Source organism: Labrenzia sp. PO1, assembly GCF_012273635.1.
Lineage (GTDB): Bacteria > Pseudomonadota > Alphaproteobacteria > Rhizobiales > Stappiaceae > Roseibium > Roseibium algicola.
Map to the genome: position 1 here is coordinate 132,279 of NZ_JAAXCR010000002.1, position 21,171 is coordinate 153,449.

The 21,171-nt window shown below is 59.5% G+C and carries 21 protein-coding genes and 2 tRNA genes; 4 read left to right on the forward strand and 19 right to left on the reverse strand.

Annotation, left to right across the window (positions count from 1 at the left end; genetic code table 11):
- Positions 1-9: 9 nt before the first annotated feature.
- From HCG46_RS08565 to chvE, 6 genes are all read right to left on the reverse strand, one after another.
- Positions 10-933, reverse strand: coding sequence for a Gfo/Idh/MocA family oxidoreductase (locus HCG46_RS08565; RefSeq protein ID WP_055658462.1), 924 nt, complete (start codon positions 931-933; stop codon positions 10-12).
- Complete coding sequence (gene araD, locus HCG46_RS08570) at positions 933-2,675, reverse strand: L-arabinonate dehydratase (RefSeq protein WP_055658459.1); 1,743 nt, start codon at positions 2,673-2,675, stop codon at positions 933-935. The genes HCG46_RS08565 and araD overlap by 1 nt, the downstream gene beginning before the upstream one ends.
- Before the next feature lie 3 nt (positions 2,676-2,678).
- The gene (gene araD1, locus HCG46_RS08575) at positions 2,679-3,674 is read right to left on the reverse strand and encodes an AraD1 family protein (protein ID WP_022999984.1); all 996 of its coding nucleotides are present in this window, start codon (positions 3,672-3,674) and stop codon (positions 2,679-2,681) included.
- A 4-nt stretch (positions 3,675-3,678) separates the two neighbouring features.
- Entirely contained in the window at positions 3,679-4,923 is a 1,245-nt protein-coding gene (gene mmsB, locus HCG46_RS08580; RefSeq protein ID WP_168685747.1) for a multiple monosaccharide ABC transporter permease, read from the reverse strand.
- 11 nt (positions 4,924-4,934) lie between these two features.
- Entirely contained in the window at positions 4,935-6,449 is a 1,515-nt protein-coding gene (mmsA, locus tag HCG46_RS08585; protein ID WP_055658457.1) for a multiple monosaccharide ABC transporter ATP-binding protein, read from the reverse strand.
- Between the two features lie 249 nt (positions 6,450-6,698).
- Complete coding sequence (gene chvE, locus HCG46_RS08590; protein ID WP_022999981.1) at positions 6,699-7,778, reverse strand: multiple monosaccharide ABC transporter substrate-binding protein; 1,080 nt, start codon at positions 7,776-7,778, stop codon at positions 6,699-6,701.
- Positions 7,779-7,934: 156 nt separating this feature from the next.
- On the opposite strand from chvE, the gene HCG46_RS08595 reads away from it, so the two are divergent.
- Positions 7,935-8,891: a LysR substrate-binding domain-containing protein gene (locus HCG46_RS08595; RefSeq protein WP_152507231.1), complete on the forward strand. Its 957-nt coding sequence runs from the start codon at positions 7,935-7,937 to the stop codon at positions 8,889-8,891.
- Positions 8,892-8,954: 63 nt separating this feature from the next.
- Here HCG46_RS08595 and HCG46_RS08600 read toward each other — a convergent pair.
- The 11 genes from HCG46_RS08600 to HCG46_RS08650 all read right to left on the reverse strand — a co-directional run bounded on the left by HCG46_RS08600 (position 8,955) and on the right by HCG46_RS08650 (position 16,560).
- A tRNA-Phe gene (locus tag HCG46_RS08600) sits at positions 8,955-9,030 on the reverse strand.
- 378 nt (positions 9,031-9,408) lie between these two features.
- Complete coding sequence (locus HCG46_RS08605) at positions 9,409-11,004, reverse strand: bifunctional metallophosphatase/5'-nucleotidase (RefSeq protein WP_168685749.1); 1,596 nt, start codon at positions 11,002-11,004, stop codon at positions 9,409-9,411.
- A 487-nt stretch (positions 11,005-11,491) separates the two neighbouring features.
- On the reverse strand, positions 11,492-11,695 hold the full coding sequence (gene yacG, locus HCG46_RS08610) for a DNA gyrase inhibitor YacG (protein WP_031268946.1): 204 nt from the start codon (positions 11,693-11,695) through the stop codon (positions 11,492-11,494).
- A gap of 88 nt (positions 11,696-11,783) precedes the next feature.
- Positions 11,784-12,410, reverse strand: coding sequence for a Maf-like protein (locus HCG46_RS08615; RefSeq protein WP_006939342.1), 627 nt, complete (start codon positions 12,408-12,410; stop codon positions 11,784-11,786).
- A gap of 43 nt (positions 12,411-12,453) precedes the next feature.
- The gene (gene infA / locus HCG46_RS08620) at positions 12,454-12,672 is read right to left on the reverse strand and encodes a translation initiation factor IF-1 (RefSeq protein WP_006939340.1); all 219 of its coding nucleotides are present in this window, start codon (positions 12,670-12,672) and stop codon (positions 12,454-12,456) included.
- A gap of 117 nt (positions 12,673-12,789) precedes the next feature.
- Positions 12,790-13,404: a GNAT family protein gene (locus HCG46_RS08625; RefSeq protein ID WP_168685751.1), complete on the reverse strand. Its 615-nt coding sequence runs from the start codon at positions 13,402-13,404 to the stop codon at positions 12,790-12,792.
- Positions 13,405-13,419: 15 nt separating this feature from the next.
- Positions 13,420-13,872, reverse strand: a complete 453-nt coding sequence (locus tag HCG46_RS08630) for an arsenate reductase ArsC (protein ID WP_022999902.1) — start codon at positions 13,870-13,872, stop codon at positions 13,420-13,422.
- Positions 13,873-13,877: 5 nt separating this feature from the next.
- Complete coding sequence (locus HCG46_RS08635) at positions 13,878-14,381, reverse strand: UPF0262 family protein (RefSeq protein WP_022999901.1); 504 nt, start codon at positions 14,379-14,381, stop codon at positions 13,878-13,880.
- A 30-nt stretch (positions 14,382-14,411) separates the two neighbouring features.
- Positions 14,412-15,719 carry a histidinol dehydrogenase gene (gene hisD, locus HCG46_RS08640; protein ID WP_077293138.1) on the reverse strand — a complete coding sequence of 436 codons (1,308 nt, stop codon included), beginning with the start codon at positions 15,717-15,719 and terminating at the stop codon, positions 14,412-14,414.
- Positions 15,720-15,761: 42 nt separating this feature from the next.
- Positions 15,762-16,199 (reverse strand): DUF2948 family protein, encoded by a 438-nt coding sequence (locus HCG46_RS08645; protein ID WP_031268943.1) that lies wholly within the window; start codon positions 16,197-16,199, stop codon positions 15,762-15,764.
- 148 nt (positions 16,200-16,347) lie between these two features.
- Complete coding sequence (locus tag HCG46_RS08650) at positions 16,348-16,560, reverse strand: hypothetical protein (RefSeq protein ID WP_022999898.1); 213 nt, start codon at positions 16,558-16,560, stop codon at positions 16,348-16,350.
- Between the two features lie 155 nt (positions 16,561-16,715).
- Here HCG46_RS08650 and HCG46_RS08655 point away from each other — a divergent pair, with 155 nt between their 5' ends.
- Positions 16,716-17,204 (forward strand): DUF3124 domain-containing protein, encoded by a 489-nt coding sequence (locus tag HCG46_RS08655; RefSeq protein ID WP_168685754.1) that lies wholly within the window; start codon positions 16,716-16,718, stop codon positions 17,202-17,204.
- Between the two features lie 79 nt (positions 17,205-17,283).
- Here the strand turns inward: HCG46_RS08655 and murA are convergent, their stop codons facing one another.
- Positions 17,284-18,573, reverse strand: a complete 1,290-nt coding sequence (gene murA, locus HCG46_RS08660) for a UDP-N-acetylglucosamine 1-carboxyvinyltransferase (protein WP_168685756.1) — start codon at positions 18,571-18,573, stop codon at positions 17,284-17,286.
- Positions 18,574-18,748: 175 nt separating this feature from the next.
- Entirely contained in the window at positions 18,749-18,931 is a 183-nt protein-coding gene (locus tag HCG46_RS08665; RefSeq protein WP_022999895.1) for a hypothetical protein, read from the reverse strand.
- A 605-nt stretch (positions 18,932-19,536) separates the two neighbouring features.
- Here HCG46_RS08665 and HCG46_RS08670 point away from each other — a divergent pair.
- A tRNA-Thr gene (locus tag HCG46_RS08670) sits at positions 19,537-19,611 on the forward strand.
- A 251-nt stretch (positions 19,612-19,862) separates the two neighbouring features.
- On the forward strand, positions 19,863-21,167 hold the full coding sequence (locus HCG46_RS08675) for a hypothetical protein (protein WP_055658446.1): 1,305 nt from the start codon (positions 19,863-19,865) through the stop codon (positions 21,165-21,167).
- The last annotated feature ends 4 nt before the right edge of the window (positions 21,168-21,171 follow it).

Consider the following 21,171-nt stretch of genomic DNA (forward strand, 5'->3'; position numbering starts at 1 on the left):
GAAGATGGATCAGAATTCGAACGGATCAGTGATGACGCGCCGCCCAAGAGAAAAGGCGTCGCACACATGGATCATCGGCGAGAGATCGACGTCGCTCGTGCCCGATTTCACCAGATCCGCCATACGGACGTAGAGGTTGGCATATTCATGGTTCGCCCCCTGTATAACGGGCTCACCGTCGATTTCCAGCTTCTCACCGCCAAGTGACAGCTTTGCGGCGCCTCGGTCGGTTTCAACGTCGATGTCCCATGTCTGAGGCCCTTCCTGACGCCAGTCGAAATCGGCGGACATTTCTGCGCCAACCGGATCTGCGAAGGTCAGCCCGGCGGCAATCGGCGTTGCCCGGTTCTCCGGAAACTCGAGCGTCGCACCCGTGAGGTGAACCGGATAAGGAAGAACCTCGGTCAGGATCGAGAGCGCATTGATACCTGGGTCGAAGACCCCCATGCCACCCGGCTCCCAGATCCATTCCTGGCCGGGATGCCAACGGCGAACATCTTCCTTCCAGGTGATCTTGAGCCGTTTCAACGTGCGTTCGGCAAGGAATGCCTTCAGCGCCGGTACGCTATCGGCATAGCGGGAGTGCCAGGTGGCGAACAACGTCACCCCGTGTTCCCTTGCAAGTGCCTCCAGCGCATAGCATTCGGCAAGGCTCTGACCCGGCGGCTTTTCCAGCATCACATGCTTGCCGGCCTTCAAGGCCTTGGCCGCATACTCGAACCGAGGTTGCGGTGGAATGGCGAGCGAGACCGTGGTGATGTCCGGCCGCTTTTCCAGAAGCTCGTCGATCGTCTGGAAATGATCGATCCCGTCAACGCCGGCGTGACGGCTGACCGCCGCCTCCAGCTGCCAGTCCGGATTACCGGCAATTGCCGGAATGTGCTGATCGCGGGCAATCTTGCCGATGCCCACCAGCGCCAGTTTTTCTGCCATCAATGTGAATCCTTCGGCACGGCGGAACCGCGGCAGCCTTTCAGGAAGTCGAAATCGGCGCCGGTGTCGGCACCCTGAACGTGGTCATGGAACAGGCGGGCGTAGCCGCTGTCCGGAACATGGTGCGACGGCTTCCATGCTGCAAGCCGTGCGGACAATTCCTGTTCGGAAATGTCGAGATGGATTGTCCGGTTCGCAACATCCAGTTCGATCATGTCGCCGTCTTTCACCACAGCCAGCGGTCCACCGGCAGCCGCCTCCGGAGAGGTGTGCAGGACAACGGTGCCATAAGCCGTGCCGGACATGCGCGCATCCGAAATGCGGACCATGTCGGTAATGCCTTTCTTCAGCACCTTGGGCGGCAAGCCCATGTTGCCGACTTCCGACATGCCAGGATACCCCTTGGGGCCGCAATTCTTCAGCACCATGACGCAGGTCTCGTCGATGTCGAGGGCATCGTCGTTGATCTTGGCCTTGTAGTCGTCGATATCCTCAAAGACCACTGCCCTGCCCTTGTGCTGCATCAGATGCGGCGACGCGGCAGACGGTTTCAGGACAGCGCCATTGGGTGCAAGGTTGCCTTTCAGAACCGCGATACCACCCTGGCTGGTCAGCGCCTTTTCCGCCGGCAGGATGACATCCTCGTTCCAGTTCTTTACATCCTTGACCTGGTCCCACATGGTCTCGCCGGAAACGGTGATGGCATCCTTGTTGAGCATGCCCGCCTCGCCGAGGCGCTTGATCACCACCGGCAGACCACCGGCATAGAAGAACTCTTCCATCAGGTATTTGCCGGACGGCATCAGGTTGACGATGGTCGGAATATCCCGGCCTGCCTTGTCCCAATCATCGAGCGAGAGGTCTATGCCGACACGGCCGGCGATGGCCAGCAGATGGATGACCGCATTCGTCGACCCGCCGATGGCACCATTGGTGCGGATGGCGTTCTCGAAGGCTTCCCGGGTCAGGATGTCGGACGGTTTCAGATCGTCCTTCACCATCTGCACGATCCGCCGGCCGGAGAGATGCGCGATCACCCGACGTCGGCTGTCGACAGCCGGGATCGCCGCATTGCCGGACAGCGCCATGCCGAGCGCCTCGGCCATAGAGGCCATGGTGGATGCCGTGCCCATGGTGTTGCAGCTGCCGGGGGACCGGCTCATGGCGGCCTCGGCCTCCAGAAACTCCTCCTGGGTCATTTCCCCGGCCTTCACCGCCTCGGAGAATTTCCAGAGGTGCGTGCCGGAGCCGACCCGTTCGCCCTGGAACCAGCCATTCAGCATCGGACCGCCGGTGACGACAATTGCCGGAATATCGACTGAAGCCGCCCCCATCAGCAAAGAGGGCGTGGTCTTGTCGCAGCCGACAAGCAGGACGACGCCATCCAGGGGCGTGCCCCGGATCGCTTCTTCCACATCCATGCTGGCAAGATTGCGGAACATCATTGCCGTTGGACGCAGCGTGCTCTCGCCGGTCGAGAACACGGGAAACTCCACCGGAAAGCCGCCGGCCTCGTAGATCCCGTGTTTGACGCGCTCCGCCAGATCGCGCAGATGCGCGTTGCAGGGCGTGAGCTGGGACCAGGTGTTGCAGATGCCAATAACCGGGCGACCATCGAAGAGGTCGTCCGGCAGACCCTGGTTCTTCATCCAGCTGCGGTGATAGATGTGGTCACGGCTGGTGCCGCCGAACCATTCGGTCGACCGCAGTTTGCGCGGCCATTTCGCCGGTTTGAATGCCATGATCTAAAGAACCTTCACTTGAGCCGCCCCGGCTTCCGCAGCCTTGAAAGCCAAGCGGTTTTTCAGGGGAACGCCGAATCCCGGCGCAGAAATCTCGACCTCGTCGCCTTCCCGGCAGCCAATGCCATCGGCGAAGGAAAGCGTTGCCGTGCCGAACATGTGCACGTGCAGATCGCCCGGCTGGCGGAAAACGTCATACTTGAAATGATGGTGTTCCAGGTTCGCCAGCGTGTGGGACATGTTGCCTTCACCCGACAGGAAGGGCTTTTCCCAAAGCACTGCGCCATCACGGTAGATCCGGCTGGTGCCTTCAACCTTCTCCGGAAGCGGACCAACCATCAACTCCGGCCCAAAGGAGGCCGGACGCAGTTTGGAATGTGCCAGGTACAGATAGTTCTGGCGCTCCATCACGTGATCGGAGAACTCGTTGGCGAGCGCGAAGCCGACGCGGAACGGCGTTCCGTCTTCGGCAATAACATATACCCCGGCAATCTCCGGCTCCTCGCCGCCGTCCTCGCAGAAACCGGGACTGACAAGATCACCGCCCGGCGCAACCGCGCAGGACCCGTTGCCCTTGTAGAACCATTCCGGCTGGACGCCGACATGGCCCGGCTGCGGCCGACCGCCTTCAAGGCCAAGCTGGAACATCTTCATGCTGTCCGTGACGTTGGCATCGTCGTTCTTCGCCTTGGCGTGCATGGCGTCACGAGTCGCTGCTGACCCCAGGTGCGTCAGCCCCGTGCCGGTCAGATGCATATGAGCTGCGTCCGGGTGGTCGATCGGCAGCAGCAAACGGCCTTCAGAGGCCAGCTGTTCCAGGTCGACCGCCGCGCCGAGTTCATGTCCTCGGATACATTCGGTCAGGCTCTGGCCCTTTGCGATGGCTTCCTGAACCAGCTCGTAGGTAGAGGCAACTCCCTTCAGGACAGAAGCTTCGCTGCCATTGCGGACGACCACGGCACGTTTGCCGGCATCATCCAGGATCTGGGAAATCAGCATAGCGTTACCCCTGCTTGTTCTTGTTGTAGACGTCGAAAATTACGGCTGCGAGCAGCACGAGGCCCTTGATCATCTGCTGGTAGTCGATACCGATGCCCATGATCGACATGCCGTTGTTGAGCACGCCCATGAGGAAGGCTCCGACGACCGCGCCAATGATGGTGCCAACCCCGCCGGACATGGACGCCCCGCCGATGAAGACGGCCGCAATCACGTCCAGTTCCAATGCGAAGCCGGCCTTGGGCGTTGCGGTGTTGAGACGTGCAGCGAATACGAGACCCGCTGCTGCAGCCAGAACGCCCATGTTGGTGAAGGCCAGGAAGGTCAGTCGTTCGGTCTTGATACCGGACAGTTTGGCAGCCTTCTGGTTGCCGCCAAGTGCGTAGATCCGGCGGCCGACCGTCGTCGTTTCGGTGATGAAGGCATAGATGATCGTCAGGACGCCCATGGTGATGAGGACATTCGGCAGGCCGCGGAACAGGGACAGCTTGAACATCACGAACACCAGTGCCGCAGCAATGATCACGTTGCGGGCGATGAAGAAGCTCGTCGGCTCATCCTCGATGCCGTAGGCCTTGTTCTGTGCCCGCTGGCGCATGCCGATCCAGACCACAAGGGCTGCGGCCACGACACCGGTTGCGAGCGCAAGAACATTGACCTTGCGGGCACCGAAGAGATCCGCCAGTGCTTCCCCCATGCCGGCCGGAAACATGTCCGGTACGAAACCGGTGGCAATGATCTGGAATTCCTTCGGGAACGGCCCAACCGACTGACCTTCGAGAAGCCAGAGCGACAAGCCGCGGAAGACCAGCATGCCTGCCAGCGTCACGATGAAGGACGGTATTTTCCAATAGGCGACCCAATACCCCTGGGCCGCGCCGATCAGCCCGCCGATGGCCAGGCAGACGATCATCGTGATGTACGGCGATTGACCGTAGTTGACGATCATGACCGCGGCGAGCGCCCCGATGAAGCCCATCACCGAACCGACCGACAGGTCGATGTTGCCCGAGACGATGACGATCAGCATGCCGAGCGCCATGATGATGATGTAGGAGTTCTGCAGCTGCAGGTTGGTGATGTTTACTGCACGTAGCAGCGTGCCGTCGGTAACCACCTCGAAGAAGGCCATCACCGCAATCAGCGCGAACAGCAGTCCGTATTGCCGCAAATGCGAGGAGATATACTCGCCGATGCCCTTGGTCTTCACGACCGGCGTCGCATTGGTGTCGCTATCAGCCAGTTCCATGGGTTTTTCTCTCACTCGTTGACAATGAGCGACATGATGCGCTCCTGGCTCGCATCGCCGGCGGCAAGTTCACCGACGAGAGCCCCTTCGTTCATGACGTAGACCCGGTCGCACATGCCGAGCAGTTCCGGCATTTCCGACGAGATCATGACCACGCCTTTGCCCTGCGCGGCGAGGTCGTTGATTATGGTGTAGATTTCATATTTGGCGCCGACGTCGATGCCGCGGGTCGGCTCGTCCAGGATCAGCACTTCCGGCGCGGTGAACAGCCATTTGGCCAGCACCACCTTCTGCTGATTGCCTCCGGAAAGGTTGACCGTTTTCTGGAACACCGACGGCGTACGGATCGCCAGCGCTTCCCGATATCTCTCGGCGACGCGGGTTTCCTCGTTGCGCTTGAGGATGGGCCCGGAAGAAACGCCGTTCAGGTTGGCGAGCGTCGTGTTGAACCGGATCGTCTCGTCCAGAACCAGCCCGAGGGCCTTGCGGTCTTCAGTGACGTAGGAGATACCGGCTGCAATTGCCCGATCCACGGTGCTGACATCAATCGGCTGGCCCTTGAGCTTCACCGATCCGCTGATGTTACGGCCATAGGACCGGCCGAAGATGGACATCGCCAGTTCGGTCCGGCCCGATCCCATCAGCCCGGCAATGCCGACGACCTCGCCTGCCCGGACATTGAAGGAAGCGTTCTTGATCACACGCCGTTCGGAATGCTCGGGATGCCAGACGGACCAGTCCGTGACTTCCATCAGGACATCGCCCGGGGTTCGGCTGTGCTCCGGGAACCGGTGCGTCATATCCCGGCCGACCATATCGCGGACGATATCGTCCTCGCTCAGGCCTGCCTTGGCGTCGAGGTTCGACACGGTCATGCCGTCACGGATCACCGTAACGCTGTCCGCGACATATCGGACTTCGTTGAGCTTGTGCGAGATGATGATGCTGGTGACGCCCTGCGCCTTGAGTTCCAGCATGAGATCAAGCAGCTTGCGGCTGTCGTTTTCCTGCAGTGCCGCGGTCGGCTCGTCCAGGATCAACAGCTTGACGTCCTTCGACAGGGCCTTGGCGATTTCGACAAGCTGCTGCTTGCCGACGCCGATGGAATCGACCTTGGTCGTCGGGGGCTCCGAAAGACCGACCTTGGCGAGCAATTCTTCTGTCCGCTGGTTGGTTTTCCGCCAGTCGATCACGCCCTTGCTGGCGCATTCGTTGCCCAGGAAGATGTTTTCGGCAATCGAAAGCTGCGGCACCAGGGCAAGTTCCTGGTGAATGATGATGATGCCCTGCTTTTCACTGTCCGATATGCCGGAGAACCGGGCCGGTTCACCTTCAAAAACAATCTCGCCGTCATATTGACCGTGCGGATAGACGCCGGACAGAACCTTCATCAGTGTGGATTTGCCTGCGCCATTCTCGCCGACGACGGCGTGAATTTCGCCCTTCTGGACATCCAGATTGACCCGGTCCAGCGCCTTCACGCCGGGAAAGGTCTTGCTGATGTTCTGCATGGAAAGGAGTGCCATCGACCCCGTTCTCCGAATTCCGAGGAAAGACCCGCCCACCGAGCCGGACAATCAGGGTCCGGGTCCATTCCGCTCTCCCAGGACTGCGAGGAAGAGCGGAATTGCCGTGTCGATGGGTGGTAAGTGCCGCCGGACCAGCGGAAGATCAATCGGATGGGATCGATCCTCCTGAAGCTGATCACGTCCAAAGTGGCGGAGCATCCGGTGTGCGCTCGGTTGAACGCAGGATGCTCCGGGGTGTTGTCGTTCTTATTTGACCTGGTCTGCAGTGTAGTAACCGCTTCCGATCAGGATCTCTTCCCAGTTGCTGGCGTCGACGGAAACCGGCTCCAGCAGGTAGGACGGAACAACCTTCACACCGTTGTCGTAGGTGGTGGTGTCGTTGATTTCCGGCTCGCCGCCACCCAGCAGGGCATCAACCATGCCGACAGTGACGCGGGCAAGTTCACGGGTATCCTTGAAAACGGTCGAGTACTGCTCGCCGGCCAGGATCGACTTCACAGACGGGACTTCGGCGTCCTGACCGGTGACGATCGGCATCTTCAGATCGCCGGAACCGTAGCCGACACCCTTGAGCGAGGACAGGATGCCGATGGACAGGCCGTCATACGGGCTGAGAGCGCCGTGCAGCTGCTTGTCGGTGTAGTGAGCGGACAACAGGTTATCCATGCGAGACTGCGCAACTGCACCGTCCCAACGCAGCGTACCGACGGTATCCATGCCCATCTGGCCGGACTGGATGACGATCGTGCCATCGTCGATCAGCGGCTGCAGAACGGACATCGCACCGTCGTAGAAGAAGTAGGCGTTGTTATCGTCCGGAGAACCGCCAAAGAGTTCGACATTGTAGGGGCCGTCACCGAACCGCTCTTTCAGGCCGTTCACGAGAGACGTTGCCTGCTGCACGCCGACCTTGAAGTTGTCGAAAGTCGCGTAATAGTCGACGTCGCCGCTGTCACGGATCAGGCGGTCGTAGGCGATGACCTTGATGCCGGATGCTGCCGCATTTTCAAGAGCATTGGAAAGCGTGGTGCCGTCGATGGCTGCGATCACCAGAACGTCCACACCCTTGGTGATCATGTTTTCGATCTGTGCGAGCTGGTTCGGAATATCATCTTCTGCGTACTGCAGGTCTGCTTCATAGCCGGCTTCGGTGAACTGCTCGACCATGGAATTGCCGTCGGAGATCCAGCGTGCCGAAGATTTCGTCGGCATGGCGATGCCGATGGAGCCTTTGTCCTGGGCCATTGCCGCGCCGGTCAGCGCCACGCCGGACATAAGGGTTGCTGCTGCCGCTACCGCGACAAGCGCCTTGGAAACAAATTTCATATCGTCCTCCCGGACCGGATCCCAGCCGGCCCAATTCAGTCACAGGCATTCACGGGTTGATGCCGGGGAGTACAAAATGGAAAAGTAACATGACGGTCAAATTATTATTCATTATCATTACATACCTTAATTGATATGAAATAACGGAAATCGGCCATGAGCTTGGACTTGCTGCGGCGGGGAATGAAAATCTCCCACTTGCGATTGCTCGCGGAGCTTGCAAAACACACTCGGCTCACCGACGCAGCAAGCGCTCTCGGCATGTCGCAACCGGCCGCTTCGCGTCTGATTTCCGAAGTTGAGCGCGTGGCGGAAGCCGACATTTACGTGCGATCGGGCCGCGGAATCGAGTTGACCGACATCGGCCACAAACTGGCCGAACGCTGTGTGCGCATCCTGCAGGAGTTTGCCGATGCGGGACGCGATATCGAACAGCACAAGTCCGGCCAGAGCGGGCACGTCAGCATCGGGTCGGTGACAGGCCCTGCAATCGAATATGTCCTGCCCGCGATACGTCACGTGCGCCTCAGCTACCCGGATATTTCCATTTCGGTGGAAGTCGGTCCCAGTCTCGATCTGGCACCGATGCTGGAGGACGGGCGGCTCGACTTTTCCCTCAGCCGCGTGCCGGTGGATGAAGATCCGGACCTGTTCGAGGAACGCCCTCTCCTGCGCGAACCTGCCTGTCTGGTCGCCCGGACGGATCATCCGCTGACCCGCCTCGCAACACCTGTGCCTGCAGAAGCCCTATTGGGTTTTGACTGGGTGCTTCCTCCTGTTGGCGCCCCGATCCGCACCACGACGGAACAGGCATTGCGCGACAAGGGGCTTGGACTGCCCACCAAGGTGCTGACGACGTCTTCGTTTCTGTTCACGGTTACGACTGTGCAGCGTACCAACGCGATTGCCGCTGTTGCCCAATCGGTTGCCTCAAGCTTTGCTGAAAATGCAGATGGGAGCCCGGGCACGATCACGGCCCTTGAAAGCGATCTCACCTTGTCGGTTGAGACCTATTCCTTCCTGACCCGAAAAGGCCAGGTTCTGACGCCTGTCGCCCGGATCGTGGCACGTGAAGTCCTGCGGGCAATCACGGGCGAAACGATACTCGCGTGATTGCGGATCGCAAGCCGAAGCGATGCAACGTCTTGAAAAACTTGACAAACTGTAGAGGGTGAGTGGTGCCCAGAGCCGGAATCGAACCAGCGACACGCGGATTTTCAATCCGCTGCTCTACCAACTGAGCTATCTGGGCGTGCCTTGCAAGTGGTCCGGGGCGAGCCCCGTTCGCTGAAAGCCCGGTCCTTATAGAGGCTCCCTGAAACCTTGTCCAGCACCCCGGCAAAGTTTTTTGCCGAACGGCCTCACCTCACCTGTTGAAAACTTTCAGCCCCGCTAACCTTCTGAAAAACAATATCTTTCCCGAGCCTGACCAAAATCGTTTCGTACTGTGTCACATATATCTCGGCTTCTGTCGCAACAAGGCACGTGGTCGGAGGCTCTCTGGCCCACAGTCAAGTCATCACCTCTATCCTGCGGTACGCACCCGATCTCCCCCAAATACTGACGTGCAAACGAAAGAAGCGCGCCACGAATGGCGCGCTTCTGACAGTCATCAACGATCCTGTAGATCTTATTTTGCGGTGATCCGGTCGTCCGTGTAGGCTGAGTAACCGTTCTTGCCTGCAAGATAATCGGATACCACATCGGCCAGGTCCGGGCCGAAGTCGTAGGCATTCATGCCGTTGGTCGCGAAGATCTTGTAGCCGTCGCCGCCACCGCGCATGTAGTTGTTGGACACCACGCCGTAGACCTTTTCCGGATCCAGCGGAACGTAGCTGTCGCCTTCCATCACCATGACATCGGAGATCCGCTCCCCGGCAGGTTTGGTCTTGTCGAAGGAATACTTAAGACCGGCGACTTGCGGGAAACGGCCCGCGCCCTCTTCCACCTGGCTGACACCGTTTTCAAGAGCCGCGATCACATCGGACCCCTTCAGTTCGAAAGTGGACAGCGTGTTCTGGAACGGCAGCACCGTCAGGACTTCGCCCTTGGTGATCTCACCGGCGTCGATGGAGGCACGCAGACCACCGCCGTTCTGGATGGCGATCTGGACACCCTGGCCCTTTACGCGATCAAGCATGGCATCTGCGACCAGGATCCCCATTTCGCAAGCCTGGGCCCGGCAGACTTCCCGGTCGGCGCCGATGGGAGCATCGGCCTGGGCAACGACTTCCTTGCGGATTTCGTCGAGCGGTTCGGCGAGTTCCTTGATGCGGGAAACAAGTTCCGGATTTTCGACGATGGTGTTGTCGATGATGATCGGCTCACCGGCAGCTTCCGTGATGACGCCATTGTCGTCAAAGGTCACGTTCAGCTCGCCCAGGAACTTGCCGTAGGCGTAGGCCTGAACGACGGCGGTCGGCGTTCCATCCGGACCGTCGATCATGGTCGGATACGGGCCTTCGGCATCGTCCGACGTGTTGGACAGGTAAGTGTTGGAGTGGCCGCCGACAATCACGTCGATGCCAGGTGCCTTGGCAGCAACTTCCTTGTCGACGTTATAGCCGGAGTGGCTGAGGACGATGATCTTGTTGACGCCTTCAGCAGCAAGTTTCTCCGCTTCGCGGGTTACGGCTGCAACCGGATCGGTGAAGGAAATATTCGCGCCGGGGCTGGCCAGTTCATCGGTGTCTTCCGGCGTCAGGCCGATCAGGCCGATCTTCTCACCGCCGCGTTCGATGACGAACGAAGGCTTCAGCACGTCGGCAAGCTGAGGCTCCTTCGATACATCCGCGTTGGACATCAGAACCGGAAACTCGACCGCATCCATGAACCCGCGCAGGACTTCAGGTCCATCATCAAATTCATGGTTGCCGACGGTCATTCCGTCGTAGCCGAGCTTGTTCATGAACTCGGCGGCAGCCTTGCCCTTGTAATAGGTATAGAACAGCGTGCCCTGGAACTGGTCACCACCGTCGACGAGGATCGTGTTGTTGCTGGCCGCGCGGCGATCCTTGATGATCGTGTCGAGGCGCGCCGTGCCACCGAAGCATTTGCCTTCTGCATTATCCTCTTCACCGCAGGTCGAATCGTACTTGTTGATCGGCTCGATGCGGCTGTGGAAGTCGTTGGTATGCAAGATCGTCAGCGAATAATCGGCATAGGCTGCCGTCGACAGTGCCGTGGTCACGGACAGCACTGCGGCGCTCAGAAAACGTTTTTTCATCGGACCCTCGCCCTTGGATAGGTTGGTTATGCCGTATCAGGAACGAGACGCCTGACGCCGGCTTCCCGGTGTTCTTAAAAACCCCGTACGCCCCTCAACAAAAGGCATCAACCCTACCGGACAAAACCGGAATTCAGGGCGTCAGGATCGCCGGTATAAAAAGATCTTGGTGCAGTTTTATGACAGCTGCAAGTGTTTGGCGGCATGAAACTGAAAAAAATTTTGCTGGATAAATATTTTTGCAGCGCTGCCTAAAAATAGCTCAATCCCGCCAACTCTGCCGAGCCAAGTTCCGTGGCAGCCGGCTGAACAGGCAAATGGCAAGGCTTCCCGAAAACTCTGGTGACGGTCGGTTTTCAGGGACTTTTGAGAAGATTTTCGGGAAAGGAGCACTGAGGCGCCGAGTTCTGCCTGGAATACCGGCAAGGCCTTCGCGCCTGCTTCGCCGGCAAACGAACCGGCGGATCACATGGCGCGCCTGGACCTGTCAGGAGCGGTCTTCGTCCGGGAAATTGCTCTCGTCGATATCGTCGGTCTCCACCACGGGTATGGTGTACCCCTCGGAGAACCAGCGGTTCAGATCAATCTTGGCGCAGCGATCCGAGCAGAACGGATAATCGTCCGGCGTCGACAATTTCGAGCAGATTGGACAGGGGCGCATGCGCCGTTCGGGTTTCTGGCTTTCGGCCATTTCACTCTCCGGATTTCTGCTTCGCGCCAACTGCTGAAAAGGCAGCCGGTGATGGATCATCGGCTTGCCGAACACGATCTCGACAGCTTCAGGCTGCCGCTGTCGCCCAGCCCTGATGCACAGGGTATCCGGCTGAACTCAGCAGGTTCGCGGTTTCCACCAGGGGCAGTCCGACCACCGCCGGGTAGGACCCGACCAGTTTTACGACAAAACTTCCCGCGAGCCCCTGAATGGCATATCCGCCTGCCTTGCCGCGCCACTCGCCGGAGGAAATATAGTCGTCCATGTCCTTGCGCGTCAGGCGTTTGAACCGCACGCGGGTTTCGACAAGCTTGGAACGGACCTTGCCGTTTGCCTCTGCAACGGCCACCCCGGTGAACACCCGGTGGCCACGGCCCGACAGGAGAGACAGGCACATGAGCGCCTGATCGGTCAGCTCCGCCTTGGGCAAGGCCCGGCGGCCGACCGCAACCACGGTATCGGCAGCCAGCACCACACTGTCCTGCATCGCTTCGGACGCATCGGCCATCTGACGAACGGCTTCAGCCTTTGCACGTGCAAGGCGCAGCGCAAGACTGCGCGGTGTTTCATGCTTCTTCGGCGTTTCGTCGATATCGGCCGGCAGGAGGTGATCCGGCTCCAGTCCGATCTGCTGCAGCAGCGCGAGGCGGCGCGGCGAGGCGGAGGCCAGGATCAACTGAGGGGCATTGGTCATCTAAGAGCGAGCCTTGCAGCCGGGGTCACCTTGAAGGATCCGCTTACTTGAAGCGGTAGGTGATCCGCCCCTTGGTAAGATCATACGGGGTCATTTCGACAAGAACCTTGTCGCCCGCCAGTACGCGGATACGGTTCTTGCGCATACGCCCTGCCGTGTGGGCAATAATTTCGTGATCATTTTCCAGTTTTACGCGGAACGTCGCGTTCGGCAACAGTTCTGTTACGACGCCCGGAAACTCCAGAGCTTCTTCTTTGGCCATTTGATATCCTGAATAAAGCGGGCCCTGCCCGCGGGTGCCGGGGAAACTAACGGATTAGCGGCAGAAAGTGAACCTTTCTTTCCACCGCTATGCAAAGAAACTGCCAGATCCTATGCATCACTGCCTGCGATCGCCATTTCCTGCCGGATTTACGCCGGAAAACCCGGCATTTTCCTGCTGTTCACGCCACTCATCTTCAAGAATTGCGTAATAGAACTCTTCGTCCCAACCACCCTTGAACAGGGCATGCTCGCGAAAATGGGCCTCCCTGCGCATGCCCAGGCGTTCCATCACTCCCCAGGACGCATTGTTGCGGGCATCGCAGCTGGCGAAGATGCGGTGCAGTCCGAGATCCTCGAACCCCATGCGCAGCAGCGCGCGGCCAGCCTCCGTGGCAAAGCCCCTGCCCTGATATTGGGGATTCAACGTGAACCCGATGGTGCCCTGGCGCGCCTCCACGTTCGTCACCCTCAGCGAAACGTCACCGATGACACCACCGTCCTTCCGTTTCTCTACCGCTAAGGCCAGTGTCCCTTCACCATCCAGGCACTTCATGTCCGCCCATTTGGTCAGTTTCGACCGGATTTCCTCCAGGCTCCGAGGTTCCCAGAACTGGAAACGAGCAACCTCCGGCAGAGACTGGTAGGCATGAAGTGCCTCCGCATCGCCTGGCTCCATGGGACGCAGTACCAGCCGGTCCGTCAGGACCTGCGACGTGATTTCGAATTTCATCTTGTTCCTTCAGGTTCAGCCGCTTGGCGGCGGCGCCCAGTCCAGGCGCTTCTTGATGCGCATCATGAGCTGATCGCGCACTGCCCGGTATTCGCCCAGGATCTGCTCCCGGCTGCCGGTGGCAAGGGTCGGGTCGAGTGTCGGCCAGTATTCCACCTCGACCGATTCCGTTCTCGTCATGTCGAGCGCCTTGTGGTGCGCCTCGGGAGCGAGAGTGACCACAAGATCGAACCCGGATTCGTCCAGATCCTCGAATGTCTTCGGCGTGTGCCGGCTCATGTCGACACCTATTTCGGCCATGACCGCGTCCACGAACGGGTCAACCTTGCCGGAACGGACGCCGGCGGAACGCACATAAATCTGGCCGGGAAAGAGTTTGGCCGTCAGAGCCTCGGCCATGGGCGAGCGTACGGAATTCATTCCGCAGGCAAAAAGCACCGCAGTCGGACGCATGCCCGGCCCGGCCATATCCGTCAGCCCTTCCAGTGCAAGGCGTAAACGAGGGTAAACAGCCGTCGTGCCGTCTGCATGTCGACTTCTATCTTCCCTTCCAGCCGCTCCATCAAAATGGCAGAGCCTTCGTTGTGCACCCCGCGCCGCCCCATGTCGATCGCCTCGATCTGGCTCGGTGTCGCGTGGCGGATGGCCTCGTAATAGCTTTCGCAGATCAGGTCGTAGTCCTTGACGATCTTGCGCAGCGGAGACAGTGACAAAACATGAGTGACGACTTCCTTGTCGTCATCGGTCCTGATCCGGAAAACCAGCTTCTTTTCGATTACCGACAGGTTGAGAACATAGCTCGCAGGCGGATGCCCGACAGGCTGAAACGCGTTTTCCTCAATCAGGTCGTAGATCGCAACAGCACGGTCATGCTCCACTTCCGGTGTGGACCGAGCGATAGAAGCTTCGTCCAAAACCACATCAACCAGCTTTCCGCCGGTTTGCTGCGGTTCGGGATCCGGGTGCGGTTCGCTCATCTGGTCGAAGCCTCTTCTTCAAATCGGGAGCTATAAATTCAGTCTGATGGAAACAGAGCGCGCGTGCGCCGACAACCCCTCTGATTCACCAAGAGCGATTGCCGCCGGCCCGAGCTGACGCAGATTATCCGCATTGCATTTCAGGATCGAGGTGCGTTTGACGAATTCCAGCACGCTCAGTCCCGACGAAAAGCGAGCCGACCGCGCGGTCGGCAACACATGATTGGAGCCGCCGACATAGTCGCCAATGGCTTCAGGCGTATAATGGCCCAGGAACACGGCGCCTGCGTTGCGCACCTTCTTCAGAAGCGCTTCCGGATCGGCAACGGCAAGTTCCAGGTGTTCGGGAGCAATACGGTTGGCTAGCGGCATTGCCGCCTCCAGATCGTCCACCAGGATGATTGCTCCGTAATCCTGCCAGCTGGCACGGGCAACATCTTCTCGCGGCAACGTTTTCAACTGCGCTTCGACGGCAGCTTCCACCTGGTTCGCAAGATCTTCGCTGTCGGTGATCAGGATCGACTGCGCAGCGGTATCGTGTTCGGCCTGTGCCAGCAGATCGGCAGCAAGCCAGTCGGCATTGTTGCCGCTGTCGGCCAGGATCAGCACTTCGGACGGGCCCGCGATCATGTCGATGCCGACAGTGCCGAAGACACGGCGCTTGGCAGCCGCCACAAAGGCATTGCCCGGACCGACGATCTTGGCGACCGGGGCAATGGTCTGCGTTCCATAGGCGAGAGCAGCCACGGCCTGTGCACCGCCAATACGATAGATTTCCGTGACACCGGCAATTCTGGCGGCAGCCAGCACCAGCGGGTTCAGCACCCCGTCCGGACTCGGAACCACCATGACGATGCGTTCCACGCCCGCGACCTTGGCCGGCACGGCATTCATCAGAACCGAACTCGGGTAGCTTGCGGTACCACCGGGCACATAGATGCCGACAGCCTCGACAGCGGTCCAGAGCGAACCGAGTTCCACGCCGATGGGATCGGTATAGCGGTCGTCCTTCGGCATCTGGCGGGCATGGTGGGCGTGAATGCGGTCGTGGGCAAGCTGCAGGGCGTCCAACGTCTCCTGCGGCACCTTTGCAAGCGCGGCATCAATTTCTGCGGCGGACACCGTCAGTTCGGCCATGCTCTCGGCCTGCAGCCGGTCGAACCTTGCCGTATAGTCGAGGACTGCCTTGTCGCCTTCGGTGCGAACACGCTCGAGAATGTCCCGGACGATCTGGTCGACATCCTCCGACACTTCCCGTTTGCCGGAAAGGAGAGCCTTGAACTGGTCTTCGAAGCGGGCGTCGTTGATGTTAAGGCGTAGAACCACGCAATTCTCCATCATGTGCGGTGCCGTGCACCGTCTGTCATTCCGTGCGAGCGGTCAGCTGAGGTCGTGTTGCGGCAGGTTCGGCGTGGACCATGCGGCGCCCAGGTCCGACAGTTGCGCCTCGATGCAGTCCACCTCGAGCGCAAGGCTGCCACCACCTGCAAAGGCGAGCTGGATCGTGCCGGCCGGCTCTTCGCCCGGCTCGAAGGTCACGGCGAGCAATTCCAGGACGGCACCCTTGGCCTTCTGGTTGATGTTCTGGGCCTTCATGGCCTTGACCTGCGCAAAGGCCAGCGCCGTGCGGCGGCGCTCATGTTCCTTCGATCGCTTGTCGGCTTCCTTGTCCCACACGAACCGGTTCAACACGAACACGGCCTTCTGCTCCTTCGGCAGATAGCGGATATCCGCGATGGTGATCACCGCGTCCTGCAGATGGGCGGAAAGAACCTGAAGGTCTTCCTGGTCAAGGGCGGCAAGTTTCAGCTGGTCCATTTGCTCTTGTTCTGATCCGGTCATGCGTTGTCTGGCAGGACGCATATAAGCGACTTTCTGCCCGGTCCCAAGGCTGTTGCCTAATGGGGAATGACGGTTTTGGCAATCTCCAATGCCCTGAAACATGCCTTGCGGCATCGTGGAGCCCTCAAGGGCCTTCATCCACCCGCTGGCGCAGATCCGCCTTGACTTCGTCCAGCGATGCAATCCGCCGGAAGATCCGACGGCCCAGCCAGAGCCCGAACACAAGCAAAAAGAAGCCCAGAGACGGTCCGTAGGGCGCCGGAACAAGGACAACAGCGAACAGTGCCGCGAAGGCAAAGGCCAGCTGGACCAAAAACCGGATTGTCTGTGCATTCATGCAGTCGCTCCAACTTCGTCCCGCAGGTTATCCCGGCGTCGATTTGTAATCACCCGCCATCTGCCTTCCGTCTTGCAATCAGGGCACGCATTCTGGAAAGTGACGCCAGCACATCAGGGCGACACCCTACCATCACACGAACGCACGGGCACGCAATGCTGAAACGATCCACCTGCCTCGGCCTGCTGGCAGGCAGCCTGCTTCTTTTCCAGACGCCGATGGATGTCCAGTCACAGGATTTTACCGAGAAGGTTCTGGGTGAGACCATATATGTCCCGGCCTATTCGCGGGTCTTTTCCCATCCGAACAGGTCCGACCTTCTGGCGGCAACACTTGCCGTACACAATGTCGACCCTGAAGCCACCATTACGTTGCAGCAGGTCGATTATCACAACGAGGATGGCACCTTGCTGCGCACTCTGCTTGATGCGCCGGTGGACCTTGCGCCCCTGCAGTCGAAAACAGTGCTGATCCCGATCAACGACACCACTGGCGGCGTCGGGGCGAATTTCCTGCTCGTTTGGTCGTCGGATAGCGGTGCTCACAGCCCCATCGCAGAAGCCATCATGACCAGTGGCAGCGGCGGTCCCGGCCCCTCTTTCACGTCACGAGGCCGGGTGATCAAGCGGCAAACGGCGCAGTAGATTTCGCGAAAAATGCATTACATGGAGTGCGGCGCAGTCCACGACGCCCATGTTTTCACACCGTAATCCGATGGCTTTATCAGGCCGAGATGCGCTCGATCTTCGCGCCGCAGCGGGTCAGTTTGTCTTCCAGACGCTCAAACCCGCGGTCGAGGTGATAGACACGGCTGACCGTCGTTTCGCCTTCTGCTGCCAGACCGGCAATAACCAGCGAGACGGACGCCCGCAGATCCGTTGCCATGACCGGAGCACCGCGCAGGGTCGAGACGCCTTCGATCATTGCCGTGCGGCCGTCCACATGGATCTGGGCACCGAGGCGGGCCAGTTCCTGCACGTGCATGAACCGGTTTTCAAAAATGGTTTCGGTAATCCGGCTGGTGCCGCCGGCCTTCGTCATCAGAGCCATGAACTGGGCCTGCAGGTCGGTCGGAAAGCCCGGGAACGGTTCGGTGGTGATATCCACCGGCTGAATGCCGTTGCCGTTGCGGTAGACCTTGATGCCGTCGGCGGTCTGCGTAATGTCCGCGCCGGTCTGGCGAAGTGTCTCGAGCGCCGTTTCCAGAAGGTCCGAACGGGCGCCTTGCAACAGAACCTCACCACCGGTCATGGCAACAGCCATGGCATAGGTGCCCGTTTCGATCCGGTCCGGAACAACCGCGTGATGCGCACCATGAAGGCGCGGCACACCCTGGATGCGGATGGTCGATGTGCCTTCACCCTCGATCTTCGCGCCCATGGCCTTCAGGCACTTGGCAAGATCGACGACTTCCGGCTCACGCGCGGCATTGACGATTTCCGTCTCGCCACTGGCCAGCGTCGCCGCCATCATGATTGTGTGGGTTGCACCGACGGAAACCTTCGGAAACTCGACGCGAGCACCTTTCAGCCCGCCCGGAGCCTTGACGATGACATAGCCGCCGTCGATCTCGATCTCGGCGCCGAGCGCTGCCAGACCGTCGATGAAGAAGTCTACCGGCCGCGTGCCGATTGCACAGCCGCCAGGCAGCGAGACACGCGCCTCATGGCTGCGGGCAACCAGCGGGCCGATTACCCAGAAGCTGGCACGCATCTTGGAAACCAGCTCATAAGGCGCGGTGGTGTCGACGATTTCACGGGCGGTCAGGTTCAGCGTCTGTCCGGCAAGGTCATCCTGGCCACTGCGCTTGCCGTTCACCGAGTAATCAACCCCGTGATTGGACAGGATCTGCATAAGCTGGGCAACGTCGCGAAGGCGCGGCACATTCGACAGCGTCAGGGTCTCATCCGTCAGGAGCGATGCGATCATCAGCGGCAGTGCCGCATTCTTCGCGCCGGAAATCGGAATGACACCATTCAGTTCCGCACCGCCAACGACCTTGATACTGTCCATGTTTTTCCCCGAACAGGACCGTGCTCACCGCACGGCCATCCCTTTGCATACGTCAAGAAACTCACATCAAACGTGCGGTCTACACGCAAGTTATGGCCCATGCAAGGCGCGCAACCGGCTGCGACCGGGCATTTTTGGGGCGACACAGTCCTGCCGAACATCCGGCTGGTGGTCCTCAGTCGGCGTCCCGCGTCTTGGCAGCAGACTTGCGGCGGCGCAGATTGGCTCTCAAGGCTTCGGCCAGCCGGTCTTCGCGGGATTTCGCCCCGGCTTTGTCCGAGGCCTTTTCGCCTGACTGCTTGCCGGATTTTCCGCCGCCGCTTTCAGCGGACTTGTGCTGCTGGTCTTTTTCGCCCATGGCGCGCCTGTGTGATGATCCTGTGATTCATTTGTCTAGCAAGCTGCCCGCAGCTTGCCTAGGCGTCTTGTGTCTTCCGCATCGTTTGCCGCTAACCCTGCCAGCTTCAGCAGCATTCGGTCTTCCCATCGCTGCCCAAAACGTGTCCGCGGCCTTGCCGCCCCCGACCAGAGATAAGCAGCATCGCGCCAAGTAGCCTGCACACGGTGCTGAGCCCCGCCTTCAGTCTTCCCTGTTCCCAAACTTCTGATTTCCCCGGACGCCGCTTCCACACGCCTTTCGGCGAGGGCCTGTCTCCCCTCTCTCGAAAAGGCCAATCTGCTCTGCGCCTCGACCCGCAAGATTGCTTAATATCCACAGGCGAAACAGGGCCAAAAGCACCAGCTTTGCCGCGCCAACCCTTCAATCGTCCCGGCTTTGACGGGAGGGAGCAAATGACTGCGGAAAAAAATCCCAAAACACTGCTTGCGTCCCCGAAGGTCTTATGGCAAAAGCCCCCTCATTCCGGTCGGCACCGCTGATCGGCACCAGCACTTGCGTCTTGCAACTCAAGCTTTTCAAGCAAAAAAGTTCGACGCCGCGCCTGTCCCAAAGACAAGCCAGATGCTGCCGTAGCTCAGGGGTAGAGCACTCCCTTGGTAAGGGAGAGGTCGAGAGTTCAAATCTCTCCGGCAGCACCATTTCACATTTCTTCCCGCAAAAGACGCTAACGCCCTGAATGGTAAGGCAATTTCTGGCGCTCTATAATCCTCGTTTCGGGTGTATTCCAAGCGCTCATCAAAAGCCATTCTGACGACTATATTCTGCAACGCGATGGCGCATGGGCCCTCAAGGTTTTTCCTCGCGCTCCATTGCCGGAATAACGCCGCAATGCTTGGTTTTATGGGGTAAAGCCCTAGCTAAGCTGCTTGCGAGCTTGTGAGGAAATGCAATGAATGAGAGCCAGACGAAATTGACTGCTGCGGAAGCAAAAGGCCTTCGCACTGCCAAGGAGCTTGAAGCTCATCTTGCTTGGCTTGAAACCTTCACACCTGCGGCGCTCGGCGTTCTGGCAATCGCTTCCGGTATCTACACCTACCTGGGTGTGTCCTCTCTGCTGGAGGATACGGGTGCGATGAGTTTCTTCGCGGCGGTGGCCTATTCCGTCGCCGTGTCAGTGGGGATATTCGTATTCTGGAGCTACATGCTTCGGCTCATGCCAGCGATGCGCAGTGCGGCGGGTTTCATCGGACTTTCGGTTTCAATGCTTGTGGGGTCGGCTGCAATCATTGCCATGTCGAGCTGGCTCAACGCTGCCGCGCTTGCGGGATCGGCGGCTGTCGAACAACACCTGGATACGACAGTCCGTGATTACCAGGCGGCTTTGGAGCAGGCACATGAGATCGCCCTTTCGGGCCAGGCTCTCGGTCGCGAGGTTCAACGTGCCAAGGAAGCATTCGAAGCACTGGCCCAACAGGAACGCTCCGGCGAGCTCTCAGGCACAGCGGGTGAAGGCGCAGTCTTTCGAGTTCTGACGCAAAAAACCGAAGAGCTCCAGAACCTTGAGGAGCAGATTTCAGAACAAAAGCCACTGATTGACTCTGCCTTTGCCCGGGGCAACGAAATTCTTGGGCGCATGCGAGCTCTGACGGTTGCCCCCGGCCCGGTTGAACAAAGGTCGGTCGCGTTTTCGGAGGAAAGTGTGCGTCTTGCCGGCGTTATTGCAAACCTGAACCAGTACTCCGTTGCACCGCTCGTTGCTCGAGCCGCCGAGGATCTGCCCGCATCTGTTGTTCTTCCCGAACTTGATGGCCGAAACAGCAGCGTTCGGGACGCTCAATCAAGCACCATCGCATCCGTGTTGAACGCCCTCGACCAACGCAGCCAGACCCTGCGGCGCGCAGCCGATGAAGTGCTGGCGTTGGAGCCACCACAGGAGACGGCCTATAATCCGATCTCAAGCGCCGATGCTGTGATCAGGTACGCAGGCAACTTTGTCCCCTCATGGGCTGGTGCTATCGCGATCGACCTCCTGCCCGCCGTTCTGGTCTTTGTGGTCGCAATCACCCAGGCATCGATCCGTAGCGGCCGGGATGGGCTAAGCATCGAGGAAACCCTGACGCTCGCAGACCTCAAGGCAGCAATCAATGCGATGAAGGATGTCGAGGCTTCGATGGGGGCGGCAGACAAGGAAGTCTTGCGCCGTGTCGCAAATGCGGAAACTTCCGAACCCGCAAACCTGAATGCTGCGGAGTAGCACG